At 63.5% G+C, this 24,006-nt stretch carries 24 protein-coding genes and 1 tRNA gene; 11 read left to right on the top strand and 14 right to left on the bottom strand.

All coding sequences use genetic code 11. From position 1 onward, the window contains the following. Positions 1-101 precede the first annotated feature (101 nt). Entirely contained in the window at positions 102-1,280 is a 1,179-nt protein-coding gene (locus tag MUH00_RS17505; RefSeq protein WP_247000793.1) for a redox-regulated ATPase YchF, read from the bottom strand. A gap of 383 nt (positions 1,281-1,663) precedes the next feature. Between MUH00_RS17505 and MUH00_RS17500 the strand changes: the two genes are divergently transcribed. Continuing rightward, complete coding sequence (locus MUH00_RS17500) at positions 1,664-2,074, top strand: DUF2267 domain-containing protein (protein WP_247000791.1); 411 nt, start codon at positions 1,664-1,666, stop codon at positions 2,072-2,074. A 242-nt stretch (positions 2,075-2,316) separates the two neighbouring features. Here MUH00_RS17500 and MUH00_RS17495 read toward each other — a convergent pair whose 3' ends face one another. Beyond that, complete coding sequence (locus tag MUH00_RS17495; RefSeq protein WP_247000789.1) at positions 2,317-3,048, bottom strand: GNAT family N-acetyltransferase; 732 nt, start codon at positions 3,046-3,048, stop codon at positions 2,317-2,319. Positions 3,049-3,232: 184 nt separating this feature from the next. Between MUH00_RS17495 and MUH00_RS17490 the strand changes: the two genes are divergently transcribed. Then, positions 3,233-3,679, top strand: a complete 447-nt coding sequence (locus tag MUH00_RS17490; RefSeq protein ID WP_247000787.1) for a hypothetical protein — start codon at positions 3,233-3,235, stop codon at positions 3,677-3,679. 345 nt (positions 3,680-4,024) lie between these two features. On the opposite strand, the gene MUH00_RS17485 is transcribed toward MUH00_RS17490, so the two are convergent. Further along, complete coding sequence (locus MUH00_RS17485) at positions 4,025-4,699, bottom strand: helix-turn-helix domain-containing protein (RefSeq protein WP_247000785.1); 675 nt, start codon at positions 4,697-4,699, stop codon at positions 4,025-4,027. 215 nt (positions 4,700-4,914) lie between these two features. On the opposite strand from MUH00_RS17485, the gene MUH00_RS17480 reads away from it, so the two are divergent. Further along, positions 4,915-5,076: a hypothetical protein gene (locus MUH00_RS17480; RefSeq protein WP_247000783.1), complete on the top strand. Its 162-nt coding sequence runs from the start codon at positions 4,915-4,917 to the stop codon at positions 5,074-5,076. A gap of 69 nt (positions 5,077-5,145) precedes the next feature. Here MUH00_RS17480 and MUH00_RS17475 read toward each other — a convergent pair whose 3' ends face one another. Further along, a complete protein-coding gene (locus MUH00_RS17475; protein WP_247000781.1) occupies positions 5,146-5,919 on the bottom strand; it encodes an enoyl-CoA hydratase/isomerase family protein in 774 nt (257 codons plus the stop codon). A 149-nt stretch (positions 5,920-6,068) separates the two neighbouring features. Here MUH00_RS17475 and MUH00_RS17470 point away from each other — a divergent pair, with 149 nt between their 5' ends. Next, positions 6,069-6,536, top strand: a complete 468-nt coding sequence (locus MUH00_RS17470) for a response regulator (protein WP_247000780.1) — start codon at positions 6,069-6,071, stop codon at positions 6,534-6,536. Positions 6,537-6,650: 114 nt separating this feature from the next. Here the strand turns inward: MUH00_RS17470 and MUH00_RS17465 are convergent, their stop codons facing one another. Further along, entirely contained in the window at positions 6,651-8,969 is a 2,319-nt protein-coding gene (locus MUH00_RS17465) for an ATP-binding protein (protein WP_247000778.1), read from the bottom strand. 312 nt (positions 8,970-9,281) lie between these two features. Between MUH00_RS17465 and MUH00_RS17460 the strand changes: the two genes are divergently transcribed. The 4 genes from MUH00_RS17460 (at position 9,282) to MUH00_RS17445 (ending at position 12,138) form a co-directional block, all read left to right on the top strand. Continuing rightward, complete coding sequence (locus MUH00_RS17460) at positions 9,282-9,512, top strand: hypothetical protein (RefSeq protein WP_247000776.1); 231 nt, start codon at positions 9,282-9,284, stop codon at positions 9,510-9,512. Positions 9,513-9,702: 190 nt separating this feature from the next. Next, the gene (locus MUH00_RS17455) at positions 9,703-10,191 is read left to right on the top strand and encodes a response regulator (RefSeq protein ID WP_247000774.1); all 489 of its coding nucleotides are present in this window, start codon (positions 9,703-9,705) and stop codon (positions 10,189-10,191) included. A 1,051-nt stretch (positions 10,192-11,242) separates the two neighbouring features. Next, positions 11,243-11,704, top strand: a complete 462-nt coding sequence (locus tag MUH00_RS17450) for a hypothetical protein (protein ID WP_247000772.1) — start codon at positions 11,243-11,245, stop codon at positions 11,702-11,704. A 224-nt stretch (positions 11,705-11,928) separates the two neighbouring features. After that, positions 11,929-12,138 carry a hypothetical protein gene (locus MUH00_RS17445; RefSeq protein WP_247000770.1) on the top strand — a complete coding sequence of 70 codons (210 nt, stop codon included), beginning with the start codon at positions 11,929-11,931 and terminating at the stop codon, positions 12,136-12,138. Between the two features lie 234 nt (positions 12,139-12,372). Here the strand turns inward: MUH00_RS17445 and MUH00_RS17440 are convergent. The 3 genes from MUH00_RS17440 to MUH00_RS23340 all read right to left on the bottom strand — a co-directional run bounded on the left by MUH00_RS17440 (position 12,373) and on the right by MUH00_RS23340 (position 14,002). Next, positions 12,373-12,547 (bottom strand) — tRNA-Trp (locus MUH00_RS17440). A gap of 156 nt (positions 12,548-12,703) precedes the next feature. Further along, positions 12,704-13,795, bottom strand: coding sequence for a DUF5794 domain-containing protein (locus MUH00_RS17435; RefSeq protein WP_247000768.1), 1,092 nt, complete (start codon positions 13,793-13,795; stop codon positions 12,704-12,706). A 3-nt stretch (positions 13,796-13,798) separates the two neighbouring features. Further along, complete coding sequence (locus tag MUH00_RS23340) at positions 13,799-14,002, bottom strand: DUF8099 family protein (protein WP_486606277.1); 204 nt, start codon at positions 14,000-14,002, stop codon at positions 13,799-13,801. Between the two features lie 387 nt (positions 14,003-14,389). On the opposite strand from MUH00_RS23340, the gene guaB reads away from it, so the two are divergent. After that, positions 14,390-15,892: an IMP dehydrogenase gene (gene guaB / locus MUH00_RS17430; protein ID WP_247000766.1), complete on the top strand. Its 1,503-nt coding sequence runs from the start codon at positions 14,390-14,392 to the stop codon at positions 15,890-15,892. 48 nt (positions 15,893-15,940) lie between these two features. Here the strand turns inward: guaB and MUH00_RS17425 are convergent, their stop codons facing one another. Continuing rightward, positions 15,941-16,735: an alpha/beta fold hydrolase gene (locus tag MUH00_RS17425; protein ID WP_247000764.1), complete on the bottom strand. Its 795-nt coding sequence runs from the start codon at positions 16,733-16,735 to the stop codon at positions 15,941-15,943. A gap of 152 nt (positions 16,736-16,887) precedes the next feature. On the opposite strand from MUH00_RS17425, the gene MUH00_RS17420 reads away from it, so the two are divergent. Further along, the gene (locus MUH00_RS17420) at positions 16,888-17,574 is read left to right on the top strand and encodes a helix-turn-helix domain-containing protein (protein ID WP_247000762.1); all 687 of its coding nucleotides are present in this window, start codon (positions 16,888-16,890) and stop codon (positions 17,572-17,574) included. 49 nt (positions 17,575-17,623) lie between these two features. On the opposite strand, the gene MUH00_RS17415 is transcribed toward MUH00_RS17420, so the two are convergent. Both MUH00_RS17415 and cmk read right to left on the bottom strand, forming a co-directional pair. Further along, positions 17,624-19,342, bottom strand: a complete 1,719-nt coding sequence (locus tag MUH00_RS17415) for an acetate--CoA ligase (protein ID WP_247000760.1) — start codon at positions 19,340-19,342, stop codon at positions 17,624-17,626. A 103-nt stretch (positions 19,343-19,445) separates the two neighbouring features. Continuing rightward, a complete protein-coding gene (cmk, locus tag MUH00_RS17410; protein ID WP_247000758.1) occupies positions 19,446-20,057 on the bottom strand; it encodes a (d)CMP kinase in 612 nt (203 codons plus the stop codon). Positions 20,058-20,350: 293 nt separating this feature from the next. On the opposite strand from cmk, the gene MUH00_RS17405 reads away from it, so the two are divergent. After that, positions 20,351-21,130, top strand: a complete 780-nt coding sequence (locus MUH00_RS17405) for an SDR family NAD(P)-dependent oxidoreductase (protein ID WP_247000756.1) — start codon at positions 20,351-20,353, stop codon at positions 21,128-21,130. Positions 21,131-21,213: 83 nt separating this feature from the next. On the opposite strand, the gene MUH00_RS17400 is transcribed toward MUH00_RS17405, so the two are convergent. From MUH00_RS17400 to MUH00_RS17390, 3 genes are read right to left on the bottom strand one after another with little or no spacing between them, the layout of a single operon-like run. Then, a complete protein-coding gene (locus MUH00_RS17400) occupies positions 21,214-21,699 on the bottom strand; it encodes a hypothetical protein (protein ID WP_247000754.1) in 486 nt (161 codons plus the stop codon). A 4-nt stretch (positions 21,700-21,703) separates the two neighbouring features. Further along, on the bottom strand, positions 21,704-23,281 hold the full coding sequence (locus tag MUH00_RS17395) for a sodium/proline symporter (protein WP_247000752.1): 1,578 nt from the start codon (positions 23,279-23,281) through the stop codon (positions 21,704-21,706). Then, positions 23,274-23,771, bottom strand: coding sequence for a hypothetical protein (locus MUH00_RS17390; RefSeq protein ID WP_247000750.1), 498 nt, complete (start codon positions 23,769-23,771; stop codon positions 23,274-23,276). The genes MUH00_RS17395 and MUH00_RS17390 overlap by 8 nt, the downstream gene beginning before the upstream one ends. Positions 23,772-24,006: the final 235 nt, after the last annotated feature.

The following is a 24,006-nucleotide window of genomic DNA, read 5'->3' as shown; positions in this document are numbered from 1 at the left end:
CACGGTCCGGAAGCGGCTCGCCCGTCTCGACGAACTCGTGATCGGGTGCTCCCTGATCCCGACGCCACGGGCCGCCAACTGCTCGACCTCTTCGACCGATGTTAGTTCGTCGAGACGATCTTGATCACGTCTCCCTCCTCGAGTTCGTAGCTGTCGCTGACCTCCCGATTCGATCGGGCGTCGACCGCGTGGAGGTAGCCGTCGCCGATGTCGGAGTGGACCGAGTACGCGAGGTCGACGGGCGTCGAGCCCCGCGGGAGCAGGAACGCGTCCGGCAGGATATTGCCGCTGCCGTCGGACCACTTCGAGGCGTCCTCGACCGGGTAGGCGGTGAGGTGATCGAGCAGGTCGTAGACGGCGTAATCGAGCGCCGACTGGACGCCCGTGCCGCCGTACTCGGCCATCGTCTCGGCCAGCCCCTCCAGGGCCTCGCGCTGGGCGTCGCTGACGCCGTCGCCGATCTCGATCGTCTCGTCGCCGGGATCGTACTCGACGAGGCCGTTGTCCGCCGCGCGTCTGAGCGCGAGTTCGCCCTCGGCAGTGGTCGGGATGACGGGCTTGTCGAGGTCGAGCAGTTGTTCGACGTTCTCCGCGGGCGCGACGTCGATCTTGTTCGCCGCGACGACGATCGGTTTGGTGCGCCGGCGAACGTCCCGCGCGAGCGCCTCGCGGTGCTCGTCCTCCCACTGGATCGGGTCCTCGGGGTAGTCGAGGTCGCGGAGGACGGTCGCGATCTGGGTCGGCGAGGCGCCGAAGCCGGAGAGCATCTCCGAGAGGGCGTCGTCGATGTCGAAATCCGGCGACCGGGACTTGCGTTCGATCGACTCCCAGTTGCGATCGACGATCCCCGCGAGCCAGAGGTCCATCTCCTCCTCGACGAAGTCGATGTCCTCCATCGGATCGTGGGCGCCGATGTCGACGGGTTCGCCCTTCTCGTTCGTCCCGCCGGAGGCGTCGATCACGTTGACGATCACGTCCGCGTTCGTCAGTTCGTCGAGGAACTGGTTGCCCAGGCCCTTCCCCTCGTGGGCGCCGGGAACCAGTCCCGCGACGTCGATCAGTTCGATCGGGACGTAGCGCTTGCCGTCCTCGCAGTTGTCGGCGTTGCAGCGCTCGTCGCGGTCGAGGCAGGGGCACTCGGTCCGGACGTAGCTCACCCCCCGGTTGGCGTCGATCGTCGTGAACGGATAGTTGGCGACGTCGACGTCCGCCATGGTCGTCGCCGTGTAAAACGTGGACTTGCCGGCGTTCGGCTTTCCGGCAAGCGCGATCGAGAGCATGCCCTCTCGTAGCGTCGTCCAATCAAATTGTCTTTCGGTTCCTACGTATCAAAGCGGACTGCGTACGCGTTTTCGAGACTGATTCGATCGAGAACACCACGAAAGTACCACCCGTGACGGCCGATCGGCCTTGCCACCGCGGGTGGGACTGGAAGGAGCGAGTCGCTGGGCGAAGGCGGACGACGTAAGCACTTTCCGAACGGAGTGAGGGAAGCGCACAACGAGTCTCCCGAGGCCAGCGACTCGGGGCTTTCGCGATGTTTGCAGTGCCATAGTGAGTAACTTGCAGGCCAATTCGATCGGGACGCCATCAGTTGATATCGACGAACAGCCCTTCAACTGAAGGGTTCAGTCTCATCCCATCGGCGGCGGAACTGGCGGATATGGAGTACGCTGACTTCATCGGAGAGGTACAGCACCGCGCACAGCTCGACTCCCGGGAGGCCGCCTTGAGCGTCTCACGGGCGACGTTGACGACGCTCTCCGAACGCATCGATCCGGGGCAGGCGGAGAACCTCGGCGCGCAACTCCCCGAGGAACTCGGTCGCTTCCTAGAGGAGGTCGACGACGTCGAACGGTTCGACTTCGACGAGTTCGTCGATCGGGTCGCCGAACGCGAGAGGGTCGGCGAGGAGGACCCGGCAGAAGCCGCGTTCCACGCGCAGACGGTCATGGACATCGTCGAGGAAGCCGTCACGGAAGGCGCCCTCCGGGACGTGAAAGATCAGCTACCGGACGATGAAGGCTACGGGAACCTGTTCGAGATCGCCGAATCCGAAGAAAGCCCGACGTAACGAGCGGTTAGGCCGGTCCGGACGGTTCGCACAGCGCAGCGACGTCCCGCGCTCTTTTCACGCCGACCGCATGGCTGGCGTCGGTTCCACACGATCGCGTCGGTGCCACGCGATCGCATCGGCGTACGGCTTCCGCTCGATCGCGCGTGCAGCCTCGAGTCCGGCGACGCCGAGTAGCGGAGTCCGATCGCCGGCTCGTCGAGTCGGTCGTCGATCGACGGCCGCGATCCGGTCGCGGCGATTTACAGTTCGACCGCCATCATCACTTCGTCGACGTAGTCGCCGTTGAGTTTGTAGTGATCCTCGCGGACCGCTTCGGTCTCCCAGTCGTGCGCTTCGAGGAACGCGATCGCGTCGTCGTTCGTCGAGGGGACGCTCTGGTAGACCTTTTCATAGCCGTTCGAGCCCGCCCACTCGAGCCCTCGCGAGAGGAGGTGCGAACCGATGCCGTGACCCCGATAGCCTTCGACGACGCCTACCGTGAGTTCGGCGGTGTGCGAGAGTTTCTCCAGTTCGGGCGCGTGGAGGTGGACCCAGCCGACCACCTCGTCGTCGACGGTCGCGACGAAGAACATCCGCGACTCGAGTTCGTTGTGTCGGAGCAGCGTTTCCTCGTGATCGACCTCGTCGGCGACGCTCTCCGCTTCGATGTAAGTTCGCTCCTCGGCGACCTGCCGGATCGCGCCGACGATCCCCGAGAGGTCCTCCTGTCTGGCCGGCCGGATGTGGAACTCGAGGTCCTCCGAGACATACTCCTCTTCGGCTCCCGCCTCGATCGTCACGCGAAGCCGTCCATCGGTCTCCTCGAGCCGCCCGTCGCGCTTGAGGATCGCCACGTGGTGGCGGAACCCGCTCGGATCGATTCCGAGTCGATCCCGGACGTCGTTGGGGTCGACGGCGCCGTGGCGTTCGACGTGCTCGTAGATCGCCTTGCGATCCGCGTGACCGAACTCGAGAGATTCGCTGAAAGTCATGACACGGGGTACCACCCCACAATACTTAACCTCTAGCCCACCTCGCGGCGGCGAACTTAATGCGATGATCAGTGAACCCGATCGACCTTGCGGCTGGCCGCGCTCGCATCGAGTGCGTGGGATGCCCTCGACTACAGCGGAACGACGGTGATCGTCTCGAACGGGCGGACGTCCCCCTCGCGAGATGATCGGGATGGATGTGGTAGTTGCTGGATGCGTACTCGCCGTCGCCGTCGTCGCGGGACTGGTGGCCCACGAGTGGTCACACGCCCTCCTTCTGCGACTCGCCGGCGTCGAGCACACCATCGTGTATTTTCCTCGCCGCTCCGACGGCTTCGTCGGACTCCTCGCCAGCTGCCCTTGGGCGGTCGTTCGGCCCCATCCGACGGGCAGGGAGCCGCCCTGGGTCCTCCGCGTTACCGCCCTCGCCCCGCTTCTCCTCACAGTTCCCGTGCTCGGACTCGGCGTCGGCGGTTACCTAACGACCGCACAGCCCGTCCTCACCGCGGCTGCGATCGGCTGGCTCGCCTGTGCGATTCCGAGCCCGCAGGACTTCTCGGTGGTCTTTTACGCCCACCGGGTCCTCGATCGCGAGACGGGGCCGACAGATCGGACGCCCCGCGCCGACTGACGATCGAGCGGCCGCTACAGGGATTCTCGAAACGGGACGGTGCTGATAGAACGGTGGCCCGATCCCGAACGGAGCAGCCACACAGCTACGAATGACCGTCAGCGGGAGTCGGGTGCGAGCGCTTCACCGGCATACAGGGGCGGTCGGAAGAGGTTCGCCACAATCGGCGCAAAGCCGACGTATTTACTATACTATTGTATATATAAACTATTTCTTGGTGATAATACGGCCCACAGGCGAGTTCATCTGGTCACGTGGCCACTATTTGTAGCGGGAGGCGTCCAATGGCAAAGTAATCGCGATAGTTCCGTCGGAGAGCACGACGTTCGTTCGTAGCTCCCGTTCTCAGGGGTCCGACTGGAGCGGCGTCATTCCCGCCGAGAGTTCCGCATCGACCAGCGCCGCGTGACTTCGGCGGAGCCGTTCCGACAGCGCCTGGTGGGAGACGTCCAGTTCGTCCGCGAGTTCTTCCAGCGTGATCCGCCGCGGAACGTCGAAGTAGCCGAGTTCGTAGGCCTTGTAGATCGCCTCGTACTGGGTGCTCGTCAGCGGCGTCCGCGCGCTCGTGATGTCGTTCGTCCCGCTGACTCGCGTCACGGTGACCCGGAAATCGTACTGGGCGAACCGATCGTGGCACTCGGAGACGCGCTTGTGATCGGTAAAGAGCAGTTTCAGCGACCACCGCCCGTCCTGCCCGTGCGCCGCGAGAATAGTACCGTCGCTCTCCGAGACGATCTGCTGGAATAATTTCATGTCGTCGCCGAATTCGAGCTGGAACAACCAACAGTCGTCGTCCGTCTCCCTCCCGGTTCCGTCGGTCAGACTCGCGAGCACCTCGACTGACGGATCCGACTCGAGCGCTCGTTTGATCGTCAGGCGATCGGGTCCCGACGTCCAGACGAGCGGCGGCGACGTGCCGATAATGCCGCCGATCCGCAGCTCGAACGACGGAACCCGATCGAACGCCCGAGCGGCACCGAGTCGATCCGCCGGAACTTCGAGTTCGACGACCGTTGTCATCACCGGGTTCCACCACAATGGCGTATAGACGGGTTGTGTTTCCGGTAGCCTTTCCCGCAACCACTTTTCCGTGACTCTCACCGGTACGGGACACTTACGGTGCCAAATCGGATCGCGGCGGGCCGATCCTCGGCGGGATCATCACCGGTTCCGACGGCCGCCGCGTTCCAATATGCCGGCCGTACCCTTTTGCTGTTCAGGATCCTGTCGTCCGTATGGCGACTCGACCACCGCCGGAATGCCCGCTCTGCCACGCCGGAATCGGGCACGGACGGGGCCTGAAAGCCCATCTTCTGGAGGACCACACGAAACAATCCCTCGCGAAATTCGTCGTCGCCGAGGCCAGCGTCCTCGAACAGGAAGATATCTCCGAGTGACGTCCCTGGCGATCGGCGCCTCGTCTCGGGCTCCCGAAGACGGGTATCGATCGCGAACTGCACCCACCGTCACTCGAATTCCGGCTCCCGATCCTCCACGAACGCCGTCATCCCTTCGCGCTGGTCGTGCGTCCCGAAGAGGCTGGCGAACGCGCGTTTTTCGTACTCCAGCGCGGCCGACCGGGGCGCTTCGTGCGAGTAGTTGAGCGACTGTTTGGCCGTCCGCATCGCGACCGACGGCTTCGCGGCGATTCGGGACGCTAGCTCGTCGACGACGTCCTCGAGTTCCTCGTCGGGAACCACCTCGCCGAACAGGCCGGCCTCGGCGGCGCTCTCGGCGTCGAGGCGTTCGCCGAGGAAGATCATCCGCCTCGCAGTCTCGGCGCCGACGAGCCGCGGGAGTCGCTGCGTCGCGCCCCAGCCCGGAATGATCCCCAGGTCGATCTCCGTGTTGCCGATCACGGCCGACTCGCTCGCCACGCGAAGGTCGCAGGCCAGCGCCATCTCGCACCCGCCGCCGAAGGCGTAGCCGTTGACCGCCGCGATCGTCGGCGCGGGGAACGACTCGAGCGCGTCGGCGACCGCGTGACCGAGATCGCCCCACGACTGCGCCTCCGCGACCGACAGGTCCTGCATGTGGGCGATGTCCGCACCCGCGATGAACGCCGAATCACCCGCGCCGGTAAGCACGAGCGCGCGAGCCTCCTTTGCCTCCGCTTCAGCGATCGCCTCGGCCATCGCTTCCAGCGTCGGCTCGTTCAACGCGTTGAGCGCGTCCGGGCGATCGACGGTCACTGTTGCAACGGCATCGTTCCAGTCGAGCTGGACTGTCTCCCATGACATGACGCCCCGTTCGACGGAGGGGACGAAAAAGCCGATGGCAAACTCGGTCCGGTATCCGTCCCGAGACTGACGGGTGCGGCGGGCCCGAAAACCGATTGTACCGGGGCCGTGAGAGTTGTCGCTTTACGTGTGCGGCTGCATACACGGGTATGACTTCCGCCGGCGATGCAACCGAAGGCGGTGCCGAAGACGAGATCGACATCCTGCTGGTCGAACCGAATCCCGGCGACAGCCGCCTCTTCACCGAGACCTTTCGAGACGCGAAGCTCAGGAATATCGTTCATACCGTCTCCGACGGCGAGCGTGCGCTCGAGTTCGTCTCCCAGCACGGCGACTACGAAGACGCACCACGGCCGGACATCATCCTACTGGAACCGAAGCTTCCCGGAACAACTGGGATGGAGCTGCTCTCCGAGCTGAAAAACGAACCCGCGTTACGCGACGTTCACGTCGTCGTCCTCACCAGTTCCGACACCGGCGAAGAGATCGTACGATCCCACGGCATCGAGGCGGACGAGTACCTTCGGAAACCCGTAACGACCGCGGAGTTCATCGAGTTCGTCCGGGAGGTCGAGGAGTTCTGGTTCGCGATCGTCAAAACCGAGGATACCGACTGAGCGGCCGCCGGGACCACACTCGAGTTCATCTCAGGCGCCGAGACGCTCCGGTCCGGCGCCAGCGTCCGATTTGACGTGCCTCGCGGCGGACCGTTTTTCGAGTGCCCGTCCGGGCTATGAGTCGATCGCCGGCAGCGTGAACGAGAACGTCGTCCCCGCGTCGGGTTCCGACTCGACCCAGATGCGTCCGCCGTGTCGTTCGACGATCCGCTGACAGAGCGCTAATCCGATGCCGGTCCCGGAGTGCTCCTCGCGACTGTGGAGCCGCTGGAACACCTCGAAGACCCGGTCGTGATCGTCGGGATCGATCCCGATCCCCTCGTCGTGGACCGAGAGTCGCCAGTTCGGCCCTCGTCGATCGGCTTCGACGTGAATCCGAGGCGGCTCGTCGCCGCTGTACTCGAGCGCGTTCGACAGGAGGTTCTGGAACAGTTGTTGCAGTTGGCTCTCGTCGCCGTGGACGCGAGGAAGCGCTTCGACCGTGATCTCGGCCTCGTTCTCCTCGATCTTCACTTGCAGGTTTTCGAGCGTCTCGTCGAGCGTCGCGTCCAGGTCGACCGGTTCGAACGGATCGCCCTGCGTGTCGACCCGCGAGTACTCGAGGAGGCCGTCGATCATCTCGCGCATCCGATCGGCGCCGTCGACGGCAAACTCGAGGAACTCCTCAGCGTCCTCGTCGAGCTCGCCGGCGTACCGTCGCTCCAGGAGCTGGAGGTAGCTCGAAACCATCCGCAACGGTTCCTGCAGGTCGTGGGAAGCGGCGTACGCGAACTGCTCTAAGCGCTGGTTGGACTCCTCGAGCTGTTCGACGAGTCGTTCGAGTTTCCGTTCGCGTTCGTGCCGATCGGTGACGTCCTGCACCACGCCCACCGCGCGAACCGGCTCACCCTCGCTGTCGAAGTAGAACTCCCCCTGGGCGGCGATCACCCGCTGTTCACCGTCGACGCGCTTGATACGGCACTCGAACTCCCACTTTCCCGCCTCGAACGCGTCCTCGAATCGCCGCGTCACCTCCTCGCGATCGTTCGGGTGGACGTGCTCGAGGAAGGTCTTGAAGTTCCAGTCCTCGAGTGGCTCCTCGTACCCGAAGATCCGATCGTGCTGCGGCGACCGGATCGGCGCGTTCTCGGTTTGCAGATCGAGTTCCCACGTGCCCATCTCGCCGGCTTTGAGCGCGAGTCGCAACCGTTCTTCGCTCTCCTGTAACTCGCGGACCATCGCCGCGTGCTCGGCTTCACGCTCCTTGCGATCGGAGACGTCCCTGAAGTAGACGGACAGCCCGGTCTCCGAGGGATACGCTCGCACTTCGAACCACGTGTTCAGCGGCTCAGGGTAGTACTCCTCGAAGGAGACGGTTTCCTGTTCGTACATCGCCCGCTCGTACTGGGATTTGAACTTTCGTTCGGCCGCGTCGGGGAACTCCGTCCACATGTTCTTTCCGGTCAGCGACCGGCCCTTGGGGTTGATCAACTCGTGTGCGCGTTCGTTCAGGTGAGTGAACCGCCACTCCTCGTCGAGCGCGAAGAAGGCGTCCGAGATGCGTCCGTAAATCTCCTCGAGTTCCGCCTCGATCTGCTTTTGCTCGGTGACGTCCCGGAAGTATACCGACAGACCCGTCTCGGACGGGTAGACGTGCTCCTCGAACCACGTGTCGAGCGTGGGATAGTACGCTTCGAACGAAACGGACTCCTGATTCGCCATCGCCTCGCGGTACCGCGCTTCGAACTCAGTGCCGGTGACCTCGGGGAACGTCTCCCAGATGTTCGTCCCCAGCAACTCGTCGGCACTGCGGCCGAGGATCGTCTCAGCCTGCTGATTGACGTGGGTGAACTCCCAGTTCTCGTTCAGCGCCAGGATTCCGTTGGTGATTCGACCGTGGATCTCTCGCAGTCGGCTGTGTGCCACTTCGTTTTCGATCGCCGATGCGAGGACGTTCGCGATGCTCTGGACGAAGTTCGCGTCGTGTTCGTCGAACTCTCGACGGTCGGTCGTGTGCGTTTCCAGGACCCCACACGGTTCCTCGACGGAGCCGATGACGACGCTGATCCCGCTGACGACGCCGCGACTGGTGAGCAGTTCGGAACCGGAAAATCGCCCCTCCGTCCGGAGATCGTCGACGATAATCGGCTGCTCGGAGCGGAGCGTGTATCCCGCGTGCGTGTCCCGATCGGCCGGCACCGTCGCCGAGCCGGCGAGTCCGTCGCGCCAGCCGACCCCCTGTCTGAGAACGACCTCGTCGCCGCTGGGACACAACTCGAGCACCGTTGCGTATTCGCTGTCGAGCGTCTCGGCGACGGCGACGGTGGCGTCGTGCATCAGCTGACCGAGGTCGTCAGTCCGGAGTGCCTGCTGTCCGAGTTCAGCGACGACCTCCTGCTGACGGATGCGTTCGTGGACCCCCGAGTCCACACCCGATCGCGGAGATGAAGTCATTCGCAGTACGTATTGCGGTCAGGGCTATAAGGACTTCTCCTCGGTATCCGTGACTGTACGGCCGCGATCGGCACCCGAACTCGTCGACTATCGTCAACACGTACGCGACGAGACTGATATCGAGGCCGATGGCGTCGAGTCGGATCAGATCGACCGCATAATTCTGTCACGGTCGGATCGTCGACGCCGAAGACGGGTCGCTTGGTCGGGACGCCGCCGCGTCGATCGATCTCCGGAGTAGGTGTTGGCTCGGCTGTTGTTCCTCACCGAGTGACAACACGCTTATTCAAACAACCTGCGTTCGCTGCGCTGATGACTGGTAGCGACGAGAACGCGCGGTTTCTTGCCGCGTGTGCGGAGTGTGGATCAGTGTACGCGGCGCTCGAGCACGGAGACGGCGACATCGTTCCGATCGGGAAACCGGACGGCTGTACGTGCGGTGGGACAACCTTTTCCAAAGTAACGGACGACTCAAACTCGAATCCCGCTTCGACCGACGAACCGGACCGATTATGCGACGATTCGTCCGAGACGCCCGGGTAAAAGCGAGTTCGTCGACCGACGGCCGACATTCAACGGGACAGTACGTCGTTCGAATTCAACGTGACCGACGATCGAAACCTCCGTATAGATCTGTCGATCGCGGGTTCATCTCGGGCGTATCGATCAGAATTAACGGACGTCTTCGATGCATATAGTTGCTGCTTTAAACTGCCGGGTACATGGATAACTAATGACTGCAGCGGACGAGCGGATCGACGACGAGAACCGGGGCGATCCGATCGACATTCTGTTGATCGAACCGAATCCGGGCGACACCCGCCTCTTCGAGGAAAACCTCAGAAACGCCAAGTTCATGAACGACTTTTATTCCGTCACCAACGGCGAGGAGGCCCTCGATTTTCTTCATCAACGCGGCGAGTATGCGGATGCGCCGCAAATCGACCTGGTTTTACTCGAACCGCGCCTTCCCGGCAAGAACGGCGAAGACGTACTCGCCGAATTAGACGAGGAACCGTCTCTGCGCGACGTCCCTGTCATCATGTTGACGGGGTCGGAGACGGGGACCGAGATCGCGAAATCCAACGGGCTCGACGCCGACTTCTTCGTCCAGAAGCCGATGGGCGCCGACGATTTCCTCGAGTTCGTCCAGGAAGTCGAAGAACTGTGGCTCGCTATCGTCGACGCGTCCGAATCGAGATCGGACGCGGACAGCGAATAACCGTTTTCGAACGACCCGCTCGCTCCGTTCCGCAACGTATCGCAGTCGTCCGTTCCGATTGGCGACGTCGGGCGACGATCGTGAATCGTCGCCAGCGCCGCCGAATCGGTACCAGTACTCTCGAACTGACTCCGCGCCCGCGACGCCGAACCGCTCGATGCACATCGGCCGCCCCGTCATTTCGCGTTGTGTTCTCAGAATGTGAGACAGCTGATTGGTGTCCGAAACTAGTGAACAACTATAACCAGTACACCGACATTTTTGCTTCTTCCAACGTGATTTGGTGTCAGGTTGATCGAGATTGGGCCCAAACGTGTTTCCAATTGGATGAATGCGCGATGTCCAGAATGTAGCGACGGCTGGGGTGAACAAATGAAAAAATACGTCTCAGATGGAGAGACGATTGTCGATTTCGAATGCGCAGAATGCGGCCACGAGTGGTCATTGCCACTGTAACCGAGGCGAAATTCGTTCCCATCGGAACTAGTATTGATCCGTTCATTGAATTGGCCGTCTCGCATGTAGGCGCGAGAGGCGACCCCCTTCTTCGCAGTGACTCAACGAGCGAAGTTGAGATTTTGAGGGGGATTGAGCTCCGATTACGAGAGAACCAGCGATCAAACGGTAGGCTGTTTCCCAATGAATCGAAAAAGGTACGCAAGAATAGGTACGACGGCTCTCTGTTAACGCCGGTTTTCGAGATCGACGAACCCCAATCCGGCGGCGAATACCTGACTGAGGCGGACAGCACAACCGCTATTACAGCGTTCTCTTTCCAGTATCTCGGATCCTCCGTATTGTTTTAGTAGCTCATATTGTCGACCTTATCATACTGACTCCAATCCGGTATATTTCATTCCTCCTGTTGCGAAATAACGTGGCAAGAAAGGATGACGGTATCGGTGATTGATAGCTAGTCAGGCGATAGCAGATCGGCATTTCACAGCTTTGGAAAAACGGTTCTGATGTGCGTCCTCCGTCCGCGATACAGAGGAGATAGTTATTCAGTGGAGGCAGTGTGCTTTTCACAGCGCTAATCGATATTACAAATATGGTCTACGCAAACCGAAGCCCGTTCGTTAGGGACGCTGTCATCGCCACAGTAATTCTTGCGTGCCTGTCCGGTCTTACTTACGGAGTTCAGGTCCATCCCCTCCGAATCCCGGGCTATATTCTCCTCATTGGATTCGGCACCGTGGGAGGCGCTTTCGGGCCACGAATCATTTTCCCTGCGGTCTTTGGTGTATACCTCGTCGCTCTTGGACTGATCGGTGCTGCCGTCGTTCGCACTGTTCGCCGACGGATGCCTGAAGTCCACTTCGCCAATTGGCGACTCGGTGTGGCCAGTGCACTCGGTGTGACTGGCGTCCTCTCTGTTTTGTTCGCGATCGTTGTCCTGCTGGGAACATCTCAGACGGATGCTGTTCTTACGACTGGTCTCTCCGGAATCGTATTATTGGGCCTGGCTGCCTGGTTTGCTGGACTGTTCACTATCAACACAAAATACCTGTAAAACTCGTCACCTCTCGCAGTGATTCGACACTCGTAACGCCGAACTGCTTACGGCTCACCGGCCGTCATTCCGTTATTTCGCGTAGCGTTCTCAGAATTTGAGACGAATCGATCGGTACTCGAGTGAACTAATCGCCGTGTCGAATCGAGGCGTTCCGACCGATTGGGAGCGGTATAGCTAATTCAGGCTGCCTGTTTATCTTTGTTAGGAGCGTGAAGTTTGGTATGAGTGAGCTTACCGATCGCCTTCTGATACTACTAATCGCAGCAGTCGCGCTCGGAGGGATACTTGTGGGGTGGATCGGCGGATTCGTGGTGCCAGCACTCGGCGGGTGGTCAGACAATATCGGTATGGCGGTGATAGCCGTACTCTTCGTCGGTATCCTGATCGGGATCTGGATCGAATTCAACCATATCGACACGGATCGGGATTGATTCATACCGCTTGAGATACGATCGCTCACTGCTGCTCACCCCCGTCAGTCGCGACGTAGTCAGAATCCCCGTGGCAAACCGCTTGGACGTGAGACGGAAGATCCTCGTAGCACTCGTTGAACCGGGTGACCCTCGAACGGATCGGCTCCGCCGCTGCATCAAGTACCACCCCCGTTAGAAGAGAGTTCTCTAGGGGGGAACTATATGAAAATCACGGTAAATTTAAGACGTGAATGGGGTCGGAGGGATTTGAACCCCCGATCGACTGATATCTCCGGTGCGCCTCGGAACTCCAGAGGGTCATCACACGGACACTGATCAGGTGTCCGATCAGTATATCAGTCTGGAGTGTCGTCCCGGGCGCGGTGCCTCTGGAGTCAGTCGCCATGCCTGGCTTGGCCACGACCCCTCGTCACTCCGTTGGGGCATGCTCCCTAAAGTGGTTTCGATTCGCGTCACGGAACGGTCTCGTCCCACTGACGCGGGGTAGCAGTACGTGTCCGTCGATCGGAACGCAAGGACGCGACCGCAGAGCGGTTGTAAAACGAGTCGACTGCGCCCTCCGTCACAGCCACGGAGCTCGGCCTTCGGTCTCCGTGCTGTCGTCGCCGGGGTACGGCCCCTCCTCGACGCCGTCGTTTGCGTCCTCGTCCTTGCGCGCGTCGACGTCATCCGCATCGTCCTCGTTACTGGCACCGACAGACGATCGGATCGCCGAATCGATCGCGTCGATCGTCGACGAGCCGTCGGAATCGCCGCCGTCCGTGAGCGGGCCGGTACCGACGGCGGGGACGAACGACGAGGGCGATCGCGAGCCGCCGTCGGCGACCGACGACTCGGCGGAGCCGCGCGGCACGGACGGCATATCGCCGGGGTCGGCCGGTGCCGGCGACTTCTGAGAGTCAGAAGAGTCGGAGGCGTCCGACCCTCGACCGAACGGGATGTCGAGGGCGAAGACGGCCGCGACCAGCAGCGCCGCCAGCGGGGCCTGGCCGAACGCCATCCCGAGCAGCGACAGCGGGAGCAGGCCGAGCGCGACCGCGCTGCCGAAGCGGAACCGATCGATATCCATGTACTCGCGCAGGTACGGGCCGCCGAGCGCGATCGAGAGCGCGAAGGCGACGCCGACCGCCGCCGCGAGCGTCGCGTGCGCGACGAGGACCGGGTCGTCCATCACGACGATCGAGGCGCCGGTTGGGTCGAGGCTTGCAACTAGTCCGAGTCCGATGATGGTGACGGGACTGGGCAGGTAGTCGCCGATCGTCGCGCTCGCGGTCTTGGCCGCGATGGCGGCGATCACGAGCGCGGCGAACCGCTCGAAGATAACGATGTCGACGACGCTCTCGATCGCCGGTGCGAGCGCCGCCTGCACAGCCGCGAGCAGGATCAGCGGGACGCCGACGAGCAAGACGATCCCCGCCTGTTCGCGGGGCGTGCCGCTCATCTCGGCGAGGATTACCGCGACGGTCGCGCTCCCGCCGAAGATCAGCAGGCCGACCTGGATCGCGCCCATCGGGCCGTCGAGCGCGCCCGCGAGGATCAATGCGGGGAAAATGCCGTCGACTAACGGCAGCATCATCACCAGCGCTAACAGCCTCGCGTCACCGCCGACTATCCGCTCGAGACGAAGGGCGACCGGGTGTCGAGACGCACTCATCTCTCAGGGTCGATGGCCGTGACCCGAGGCCATCGGGTGATGAGGTGGACGGTGCGATCCTGACTCCGAACGCGGAAGCCAGTTCATCGTCCGTTTGCGGCCTCGTGCTGTGAGTTTCAGTGTAAAATTCCCGAAATTAAAGGAGGCGTCCGAGTCGACACTCGTCTGGCCATCGAACCGGGAAGCACTGGAACTCACAGTGTACATAGAGGATACGAGAACCGGGGCCTCAATAAGCCTTCCGTGGGATGGCGTTGCACAACTCGGCGATATTTCCACAATAGCACGCATTTCCCGACGAAGGTGAACGAATCTGCAACTCGGGTAGACGACCGACAACCGAAAGACGGCGCGCCGACACGTCGGCCCCGTCCGCACGAGCTCCGAAAACCCAGCGATTCGATCAGCACACCGACCTGAAGCGACGACCCGCGAGTCGATCGGCGCTCGGCGGTCAGCCGATCGAACTCGCCCGCGGGCGGTCCGAACGGGCGCTACGTTCGGTGACGGAAATCGACCGTCGACGGCTTCGTCACGCGTTCACACCCGGTTCTATCTCGCAACGCTTTTTGCCGACGGGTCCGGACGGTTGACATGGCGAACGACGTTCCCGAGCACGAGCCCTATTCTTCGAAACTGCGAGTACCGGAAGCGCTGACGTTCGACGACGTCCTCCTCAGACCCAAGGAGAGCCGTGTCGAACCGGACGACGCCGACCTCACCTCCCGGGTCTCGAAGTCCGTCGAGGTGGCGGTCCCGATCCTCTCGGCCGCGATGGACACCGTCACCGAGAGCGACATGGCGATCGCGATGGCTCGCCACGGCGGCCTGGGCGTCCTCCATCGCAACATGAATGTCGACGAGATGGTCGAGGAGATCGAGCAGGTCAAGAGCGCCGACGAGCTCATCATCCCGCACGACTCGGTCGTCACCGCGGACCCGGAGATGACGGTCAAGGAGGTCGACGAGATGATGGCCCGCGCGGGCGTCGGCGGCGCCCCCGTCGTCAACACGCGCGGCGAAGTCCTCGGGATCATTTCGAGCACCGACATCCGGCCCCACCTCGAGGTCAACGAGGACGACCTCGTCACGGAGGCGATGACCGACGAGGTCATCACGGCCCCCGAGGACGTCGACGCCCGAGAGGCGTTCGATCTGATGTACGACCACAAGATCGAGCGCGTGCCGGTCGTCGACGACGAGAACCTGCTGGTCGGCCTCGTCACGATGCAGGGCATCCTCCAACGCCGCGAGTACAAGGAGGCCGTTCGCGACGAAGAGGGGCGGCTCCGCGTCGGCGTCGCCGTCGGCCCGTTCGAGGTCGATCGGGCCGAGGCCGCCGACGAAGCGGGCGCCGACGTCCTGTTCATCGACTGCGCACACGCCCACAATCTGAACGTGATCGACAGCGCCCGGGAGATCGCGGACGCCGTCGAGGCGGACGTCGTCGTCGGGAATATCGGGACGCGCGAAGCCGCCGCGGACATCGTCGATTTCGCCGACGGCATCAAGGTCGGCATCGGACCCGGCTCGATCTGTACGACCCGCGTCGTCTCCGGCTCCGGGATGCCCCAGATCACGGCCGTCGCGCAGGTGGCCGACGTCGCGAGCGAACACGACGTGCCCGTCATCGCCGACGGCGGCATCCGCTACTCCGGTGACGCGATCAAGGCGATCGCCGCGGGTGCGGACGCGGTCATGCTTGGCTCGTACTTCGCCGGCACCGACGAGGCCCCGGGCCGCGTCGTCACCATGAACGGCAAGAAGTACAAGCAGTACCGCGGCATGGGCTCCGTGGGGGCGATGAAATCCGGCGACGGCGATCGCTACCTCAAGGACGATCCCGAGGACGAGGAGGAGTACGTCCCGGAGGGCGTCGAAGCCGCCACGCCGTACAAGGGCACGCTCCAGTCCGAACTCCACCAGCTAGCCGGCGGCATGCAGTCCGGCATGGGCTACGTCGGCGCGGAGACGATCCCCGAGTTCAAGGAGCGCTCAGAGTTCGTCCGCATCTCCTCGGCCGGCCAGGCCGAGAGCCACGCCCACGACGTCGTCATCACGGACGAGGCGCCGAACTACTCGCCCGACGGCGACTAAACAGTTCGCTATTTGAACGACCGAGACACGTATTCCGGAGTGCCGTTTCTAGCACCGGCTATTCACGAAGATATCGACTTCCGCTGAAATCAATTCCGGCGCCTCGACGGGACCGCTGTGGCCGATAGCGTCGAACTCGACCAGTCGGCTGTGCGAGAGCGCCTCGTGGACTTCGCGAGCGCCTTCGCGAAGGAAGTCGGGTCCGTGAGTGCCGGTCAGTACGAGCGTGGGGACGTCGATATCGAACCGGTCGGGAAGCCGGTACTGCTCGACGGCACGATTCATCCGGGCAACTTCCTCGGCGAGGTCGACGCAATCCGGCCAGACGGGCCAGTCCGTTAACCACGCGTCGAGGTCGTCGATTTCGCCGGAATGGAGAACTAGATCTACGTATCGTTTTACCGCTTCACGGCGTTTCCCGTCTGCGATGAGTTCTTCCATCCGATCGGCGAGATCGACTCGCATTCGGAACTCGCGGGGGAGCACTGCTGGTTCGTAGGCGACGACCGCTTCGACCATCGCATCGGTCGCCGCCTCGATCGCGGTAAGCCCGCCGTAGGAGTGACCGAAGAGCACCGGAACGCCGTCGACGTCGTCGACGAGCGCTCGCACGTACTCGGTCTCACGCGTCAGTATTTCGTCTGCACCCGTTGCCGGTTCATCAAGACGCGTTCCAAATCCCGGTCGTTGAGGGATAACGATCGTATACGCCTCGAGATGCGGAACAACTGGATTCCAGTACTCTCGAGGAGCCATCCCGCCATGGAGGAGGATCAACGACCGACCGTCGCCGTGCCGTTCGTAACTGACTTCAGTTCCATTCGTCGTGTATGTCGTCTGCATGTCTATCTGCGTTCGCGTGCGGTCGGACTAAGCTGCACTCTCAGCGATGCGGGCGTTTATAAGAGGTGATTGGCTGCCGAAACGACCACGCCGTTCGTTGCAATACACCGACGTTTCGACGATCCCATTAGCATCCACGCGAACGATACCGTATGAGCCTCGTCGCTGAGTTCGAGATTCACTGCGATGCGCTTCCGCTCGTCGAGGTTGCGAAGGAAGCGGCCGAAGCGACGATCACGCTCGACCTACAGTTCGCTCACGGCGAGCGGCCGTTGTTTCTCGCTACTGCCATCGGCGGATCTCGGACTGCGATCGAGGGCGCCTTCGCTGCGGCTGACGATGTCGGGGCGTGGACGCTGATCGGGCGGGCCGAGGAGACGCGCCGGTATCAGATAGAGCCCGCGTTGAGCCTGGAAGCGCAACTCGGCGACGACGTCGACGATCTTGCGGGCCTCGAGGCCCTCGCCACGGCTGATGCCGTTATCGAACGAATCGAGGTGAAATCGGACGGATGGCAACAGACGGGCTGGTTCGCCGATCGGAACGCCTTCACCGCGTTCTCGTCGTTTTGGCAACGCAACTGCGGATTCCAGTTACACCGTCTCACCCGTGATCGAGAGTCTGAGTCACCGGGAGACGGACTGACAGACCGTCAAGACGAGGCTCTTCGAACGGCCTACGAACTGGGGTATTTCGACATCCCTCGTCGAACGACCTTGCGGGAGGTCGCCTCCGAGCTGGGCGTTTCCGCCTCTTCGGTATCCGAACGACTCCGCCGCGCACAGACCCAACTCATACGAGAGACCGTGGCGACGACGTGGCCGCCGCTCCCGAATTGACGACACAAACGGCCCGGATGCGGCCGCGGGCGTCGAACTCGCATTGCTGCTACGATCGTAACGCCGACCGCCGGATCTTCCCGGTCGTCGTGGTCGGCAGCTCGTCGCGGAACTCGAGTTCGCGCGGATACTCGTATTCGGCTAATTTCTCGCGAACCAGATCCTGAATCTCGCTTCGCAGGTCGTCGCTCCCGGAGGCGCCGTCGACCGGCTGGACGACCGCCCTGATGATCTCGCCGCGCGTCTCGTCCGGCACGCCGACGACGCCGACCTGTTCGACGGCCTCGTGCTCGAGAACGGTCTCTTCGACCTCTCGCGGCGCGACGCGGTAGCCGCTCGTGTTGATGAGGTCGTCGTCGCGCGAGGCGAACCAGAGATAGCCGTCCTCGTCACGCTCGGCCAAGTCACCCGTGAGGTGCCACGTATCGCCATCAGACGGGACGTCTGATGAGGATCGCATCGCATCGCTCTGCTCACCGCAGCCCGGCCCGTCCTCGAGCGTCACCCGTGTGGTCTTCTCGGGGGCGTTCCAGTACTCCCGGAAGAGCACCGGATCGTCGCCGCGCCGGACCGCGATCTCGCCGATCTCACCGGGTCCGACCCGCTCGCCGGTTTCCGAATCGAGCACGGCGACGTCGTGGCCCGGAACCGGTTTCCCCATGCTGCCCGGCTTCGCGGGGAACCACCCCCGACAGTTGGTCACGAGCAGGTTCGCCTCCGTCTGGCCGTAGAGTTCGTTGACGACCACGCCCGCGAGTTCCTCGTCGGCCCACTCGAGGATCTCTCGCGTCAAGGGTTCCCCGCCGGAGCAGATCGCCTCGAGCGAGAGGTTGTATTCCTCTGTCGGTTCGTCGACGCCCATGAGCATCCGGATCGCGGTCGGCGGGAGGAAGGCGTGTGTCACGTCGAACGTCTCCGCGATCTCGAACGCCCGCCCGGGATCGAACGAGCCCGTCGGGTGGCCCACGACGGGCCGGCCGTAGTGCCAGGCCGGGAAGACTACGTCGCCGAGCGCGCCGATCCAGGCCCAGTCGGCCGGCGTCCAGTAGACGGCGTCCTCGCTGCGAACGTCACGCTCGAAGTACATTTGGAAGGCGGGGCAGTGGCCGAGCCAAACGCCGTGGGCGTGGAGGACGCCCTTCGGTTCGCCGGTGCTGCCGCTGGTGTAGATGATGATCGCGGGCGTGTCGGCGTCGGTGTCGGCGCGGTCGAACGCCGTCTCGTTCCGGTCGACGGCCCCGTCGAACGGTTCGGCCGTCGCGTCGCCGGTTCGAGTCGCGTCCGCGAGTCCGCCGTCGACCACGAGGACGGACTCGAGAGCCGGACAGTCCGGCGCGACCTCGCGCAGCGTCTCCCACTGACCGGCGTCGACGACGGCTGCGCGGGCCTCGCTGTCGGTGAGCCGGTAGCGCAGCGCGTCGTCGCCGAACAGCACCGACAGCGGCAGCGAGATCGCGCCGAGCTTCCAGCAAGCGAGGTGCGTGAGGACGTTCGCGGGCTTCTGCGGCACGACGACGGCAACCCGATCGCCGCGCTCGACGCCGCGGGACTCGAGGGCGCTCGCGACCGCGTCGGACCGCGCGTCGAGGTCGGCAAAGGTGTACTCCTCGCGGTGACCGTCGTCGTCGAACTGGTAGAGCGCGACCCGATCGCCGTCGTGTTTGCCGACCAGATCGTCGGCCGCGTTGAACCCCTCCGGCGCGTCCCACGAGAACGACTCGCGAGCCTCTTCGTACGTCTCGCCGCTGACGGTGACGTAGTGCGACATACCGTGCTATTTGTCGACACGAATCAAGAAGGATTCGCCGCGACGCCGCTGCGGCGGCCGGCGCACGCGAGCGGCTTCGGGCGACCCGAGTGAGGACGTCGGGCTACAGGTCGATGTCCGGTGTCGAGAACGCGCCTTCGTCGACGTCGGGGTCGTACTCGTCGAGCGCCGTTCGGACGAGCTGGAACACGCTTTCCTTGCTCCAGCGGGCGGTGTTGACGTTGAGATCGTAGAACTCCCGATCGTCGATGTCGATCTCGTAGTACGATTGGTAGCGGCCGGCCTCGCTAACCTCGCGGACGCGCATCTCGGCTTCGGTCTCGACGCGGTCTGCGATTCGCCTCGAGCGAACGTCTTCGGGTGCGTCGAGCCAGATTCGGAGGTCGGCTCGATCGCCGGCGAGCCAGCCCGCGAGGCGGGATTCGAGGATGAACGGCTTGTTCGCCATCCCCCACTTCTCGGCGATCTGCTGGAGGCGCTGATCTAACGCACGGTCGATCTCGTCCGACGACTCGGCCTCCGCGGTCAGCTGAGTCAAGCTCATGTCTCGTTCTTCCGCGATCTCGCGGAAGATGTCGCCGCCGGAGACGTACGGACATCCCATCGCCGCGGAGAGTCGTTCGCAGAGCGTCGTCGCGCCACACCCCGGCGGACCGGAGACGGTGATGAACAGTGTCGTGTCGATCTCTGCCGCCGATGGATCCGGTGTCGACATGCGTGGTACCTCGTTGTTCTCCGTGAAAAACCGTCCGTCTGATGCCTCGAGCGGCCCGAAATCGACTCCGAGATCGCGTCTCGATCGGTCTTCGAACGGCGCGTCCCGGTTTTTGACGCGCGCATGACGGGTCCGTTGGCCATCGGTACCGAACCCCGATCGAAAACCGAAGTCGATGCTCGACCTTCGGAAGCAGGAGTCGAACGTGACGATTCTGATACGAGAAGTCGATGACATCTATCCGAACCACTACCAAAGTAATTAAGCGTCAGGGTGACGGAATCTGGCGCGTTATGGCGATCGAACCGGACGAGCGAACGGTGATCGTAACGGGCTCGACCAGAGGGTTAGGAAAACGGATCGCGACGCGGTTCGCGGAGAACGGCGATAACGCCGTGATCTGTTCGCGATCGATCGAGGACTGCGAGCGAGTCGTCGACTCGATCGAAGCGAACGGCGGCTCGGCTCACGCGGTCGAGGTGGACGTGAGCGAGAAACCGTCCGTCGAAACCTTGATCGACGAAACCGTCGATCGCTTCGGTCGCCTCGACGTGCTGGTGAACAACGCCGGGATCAACATTCGCGGTCCCGCGGAGGAGATCTCGCCCGAGGATTGGCAACAGGTCGTCGACGTGAACTTGACGGGCTCCTTCTTCTGCGCGCAGGCGGCCGGAGCCCGGATGATCGAACAGGGAGACGGCGGGAGCATCGTCAACATCTCGAGCATGATGGGAAGCATGGGTCAACAGGACAGGACGCCGTACAACACGACGAAGGGCGGCGTTAACAACCTCACCCGGTGTCTCGCCGTCGAGTGGGCGGAACACGACATCCAGGTGAACGCGCTCGCGCCGGGGTACATCATGACCGAGATGGTCGAACAGGCACAAGACGAGACCGGATTCGACAAGCAGGATATCAGAGATCGGACGCCGCTCGATCGGTTCGGAACGCCGGACGAAGTCGCGACCTGCGTCGAGTTCCTCGCGTCGAGAGACAACTTCGTCACGGGAGAGGTGCTCACCGCCGACGGCGGCTGGACGGCGTTCGGCTGGGGGTGTAAAGATAACTGAATACCGTCGTCAGCCGTCCGGTGTCCGATCTGCTCGGCGTCCGCGCAGCGCGATCGGCGTTCGGCGAGGCCGGCAAGGCCGCCTCAGAAAAACGGCCAGCGCGGCGTTTCGAGTTCGATATCGACGTGTTCGAGGCGGGGGTCGTCCTCGAGCGCGGCGACGAGAGCCGTCTGTGACTCGGCCGCACCGGTGCTGACCAGCGCCATCTCCCCGCCGTACCGACTCCCCTCCTCGTCTCGCCACTCGAGTTCGAGTCGGGCGCGTCGAAACCGCGTTCCGTCGACGTGACGAATCGCCTCGAGGGCCTCGATCGGCGCGGAGAAGTTCCGTTCGTCGAGGTCCTCCAGCTCGCCGATCGCGCTGTCGGCGACGATCGCCCGGTCGCGTTCGCCCACGTCCGCACGTAACAGCAGCGATCGGTAGGACTCGCCGACGAAGCACCAGACGAGGCGTTCGTCGGTTACCACCAGTTCCCAGAACTCGATCGAGTTCGGACGCCGGCGGAGCCACTTCGTGAACCGGGCGAGTTCGACTTCGTCGTCCTTACAGGCCATCGCTATCGTACCCATCGCGCTATCGCTCCATGAGCGTGTGCAGGTCGGCCGGCAGTTCCGCGCCCTCCTGGGTCAGGAGCGAGCCGCCCACGAACAGGACGATCGCCACCAGCAGCGCGACGGTGCCGACGGGGAAGACCTCCGGGTACGGGTACCACCCCATGATCCACTCTGCCCAGTCATCGCCTCCGGCGACGTCGAGGGCCATGGGCAGGGCGCTAAAGACGATGTTCACGAACAGGCCGCCGAGGACGGCCAGGATCGCCCCCTCTTTCGTCGCCCCCTTCCAGTTCATGCCGAAGACGACGATCGGGACGAACGCGGCGGCGAAGAAGCCCCAGCCGATCGTTCCGAGGATGCCGACGAGCGCGTCCGAGAAGTAGACGACGCCGGTCGCGAGCACCGTCAGCCCCGCCAGCGCGGCCTGGGTGACCCGCAGCTCCGTCCGGTCGTCCTCGATCGGGCGGCCCATCGCGCGCGGGATGTCCCGCGAGACGGCCGCCGCGCCGATGTTGAGAAACGAGTCGCTCGTCGACATGATCGCCGCCAGCAGCGCCGCGAGGATCAGGCCGGCGACGACGCTCGGCGTGTACTCGAGGACGAAGACGGGGCCGACCTCCGAGGCGTCGAACGTCTCCGAGATCTCGCCGGCCTCGACCATCGCCCGCATCGACAGTCCCGCGGAGAAGGCGATCATACTCGAGATCGCGTACGAGATGGCCGCGATCGGCGCGCCCCACTTGAGGATCGTCATGTTGCGGCTCATGTAGAATTTCGTGATGAGGTGGGGCTGACCCGCCGCGCCGACCGAGAACAGGATCCACCAGGCGATCGCGACGAGTACTGCGGCGGACGCGCCGCCCATCGCGCCGAACGGGCCGATGAGCGAGGGGTCGGCGGTCACGAGGTTCCGCGAGATCGTCTCCATGCCGCCGCCGAACGACATCGCGTACGCGAAGACGAACGCGGCCCCGACGATCATCGTGAGCGCCTGCAGGAAGTCCGTCCAGACGCCGGCGATCATGCCGCCGAGCATGCTGTACAGCAGCAGAATCAACGCGCCGCCGAGCAGCCCCCAGATGACGGGGATGCCGAAGATCGCGCGCATGACGAACTGGAGCGCGGCGAGATTCGTCGCGAGGTACGCGATCACCCCGACGACCACGGCGAGGCCGGTGAGCCCGCGGACCCAGTCGCTCTCGTACCGGACGTACATCGCGTCCGCGAGCGTCAACACGTTGCGGATGTCGGCGAGCAACCGCATCCGCTTTGCGAGTACGATCCACGTGATCAGGAAGCCAAGCGGCGCGGTGAAGAAGATCCACAGCGGGGTCGTTCCGAACGCGTAGACCAGTTCCGGGCCGCCGACGAAGCCGAAGCCGGACTGGATCACCGAGAAGGCGGTCATCGCGAGGACCCACGTTCCCACGCTCTTCCCGGTGATCAGGAAATCGCTGGTGGAGTGGGTCCGCATGTACCCCCACGCGCCGATCAGAACGACGACGAACAGGTACGCCGCGCCGAAGGCGATGATCACCGGGTCTTCGGCGACGGGGATCCCGCCCTCCTGGAGCGGGGCCAGCGGGAGGTCAGTCATCGGTCACCTCCGTCGCGGCGGGCTCCGTCTCCGGTCGCGAGCCCTCCGGCTGGAGCGGGAACGACTCCCGCCGTTGCCGTTCGCGCGCGTCCCCGATGATCTCGTCGACGATCTCCTCGCCGGCGATCCGATCGAACGCCAGCGAGTAGTAGATCGCCACCGCCAACGGGGCCAGCCAGATGAACGCGAAGTAGACCAGCGTGGACGTCGGCAGGCCGAGCGCGTAGCTGTACTCGGTGACGCCGGGGTCCCACAGCAGCCAGATCCCCGAGAGGCCGATCAGGAAGGTCGTCCCGAGCGCGGCGACCATCCCCGCGTACGGCGCGACGTCGAAATCGCCGTCGTTTTGTTCGATCGCAGCCGCCGCCACCACGGCGACGATGAACGCGGCTGCGACGTACGAGAACACCCGGTACCATCCGATGCTCGCCGCGATCAGCGATCCCAGCGAGAGACCGCCGATCACGGCCATCGTTCCGTTTCGTGTCATTGTCTCACTTCGTCGAGTCACGGTCCACGGTCGGTGCGCCGCGTTCGACGGCGAGCGGCCGTCGATCGATCTCCGTCGCGTCCCCCGCGGAAACCGATTCCGGCGTCGAAACGGCCGACCGCGCCAAACGTGCCACCGTCACTCACAGTACTGTCTAACACACCACATCTACGAAAGGAGCGATGTTGACATGTGAACGGTCCCCGCCGGTTCGACGGCGCGGACCGACGCGGGA

It is taken from the genome of Halosolutus gelatinilyticus (assembly GCF_023028105.1).
GTDB lineage: Archaea > Halobacteriota > Halobacteria > Halobacteriales > Natrialbaceae > Halosolutus > Halosolutus gelatinilyticus.
The sequence above is the reverse complement of the archived record's forward strand: the minus strand, read 5'-3'. Positions and strand labels throughout refer to the sequence as shown.

Bases quoted from the DNA above. Each gene is read 5' to 3' on its own strand.
- MUH00_RS17505 (WP_247000793.1), bottom strand. From the start codon at position 1,280: ATGCTCTCGATCGCGCTTGCCGGAAAGCCGAACGCCGGCAAGTCCACG.
- MUH00_RS17500 (WP_247000791.1), top strand. From the start codon at position 1,664: ATGGAGTACGCTGACTTCATCGGAGAGGTACAGCACCGCGCACAGCTC.
- MUH00_RS17495 (WP_247000789.1), bottom strand. From the start codon at position 3,048: ATGACTTTCAGCGAATCTCTCGAGTTCGGTCACGCGGATCGCAAGGCG.
- MUH00_RS17490 (WP_247000787.1), top strand. From the start codon at position 3,233: ATGATCGGGATGGATGTGGTAGTTGCTGGATGCGTACTCGCCGTCGCC.
- MUH00_RS17485 (WP_247000785.1), bottom strand. From the start codon at position 4,699: ATGACAACGGTCGTCGAACTCGAAGTTCCGGCGGATCGACTCGGTGCC.
- MUH00_RS17480 (WP_247000783.1), top strand. From the start codon at position 4,915: ATGGCGACTCGACCACCGCCGGAATGCCCGCTCTGCCACGCCGGAATC.
- MUH00_RS17475 (WP_247000781.1), bottom strand. From the start codon at position 5,919: ATGTCATGGGAGACAGTCCAGCTCGACTGGAACGATGCCGTTGCAACA.
- MUH00_RS17470 (WP_247000780.1), top strand. From the start codon at position 6,069: ATGACTTCCGCCGGCGATGCAACCGAAGGCGGTGCCGAAGACGAGATC.
- MUH00_RS17465 (WP_247000778.1), bottom strand. From the start codon at position 8,969: ATGACTTCATCTCCGCGATCGGGTGTGGACTCGGGGGTCCACGAACGC.
- MUH00_RS17460 (WP_247000776.1), top strand. From the start codon at position 9,282: ATGACTGGTAGCGACGAGAACGCGCGGTTTCTTGCCGCGTGTGCGGAG.
- MUH00_RS17455 (WP_247000774.1), top strand. From the start codon at position 9,703: ATGACTGCAGCGGACGAGCGGATCGACGACGAGAACCGGGGCGATCCG.
- MUH00_RS17450 (WP_247000772.1), top strand. From the start codon at position 11,243: ATGGTCTACGCAAACCGAAGCCCGTTCGTTAGGGACGCTGTCATCGCC.
- MUH00_RS17445 (WP_247000770.1), top strand. From the start codon at position 11,929: ATGAGTGAGCTTACCGATCGCCTTCTGATACTACTAATCGCAGCAGTC.
- MUH00_RS17435 (WP_247000768.1), bottom strand. From the start codon at position 13,795: ATGAGTGCGTCTCGACACCCGGTCGCCCTTCGTCTCGAGCGGATAGTC.
- MUH00_RS23340 (WP_486606277.1), bottom strand. From the start codon at position 14,002: ATGTACACTGTGAGTTCCAGTGCTTCCCGGTTCGATGGCCAGACGAGT.
- guaB (WP_247000766.1), top strand. From the start codon at position 14,390: ATGGCGAACGACGTTCCCGAGCACGAGCCCTATTCTTCGAAACTGCGA.
- MUH00_RS17425 (WP_247000764.1), bottom strand. From the start codon at position 16,735: ATGCAGACGACATACACGACGAATGGAACTGAAGTCAGTTACGAACGG.
- MUH00_RS17420 (WP_247000762.1), top strand. From the start codon at position 16,888: ATGAGCCTCGTCGCTGAGTTCGAGATTCACTGCGATGCGCTTCCGCTC.
- MUH00_RS17415 (WP_247000760.1), bottom strand. From the start codon at position 19,342: ATGTCGCACTACGTCACCGTCAGCGGCGAGACGTACGAAGAGGCTCGC.
- cmk (WP_247000758.1), bottom strand. From the start codon at position 20,057: ATGTCGACACCGGATCCATCGGCGGCAGAGATCGACACGACACTGTTC.
- MUH00_RS17405 (WP_247000756.1), top strand. From the start codon at position 20,351: ATGGCGATCGAACCGGACGAGCGAACGGTGATCGTAACGGGCTCGACC.
- MUH00_RS17400 (WP_247000754.1), bottom strand. From the start codon at position 21,699: ATGGGTACGATAGCGATGGCCTGTAAGGACGACGAAGTCGAACTCGCC.
- MUH00_RS17395 (WP_247000752.1), bottom strand. From the start codon at position 23,281: ATGACTGACCTCCCGCTGGCCCCGCTCCAGGAGGGCGGGATCCCCGTC.
- MUH00_RS17390 (WP_247000750.1), bottom strand. From the start codon at position 23,771: ATGACACGAAACGGAACGATGGCCGTGATCGGCGGTCTCTCGCTGGGA.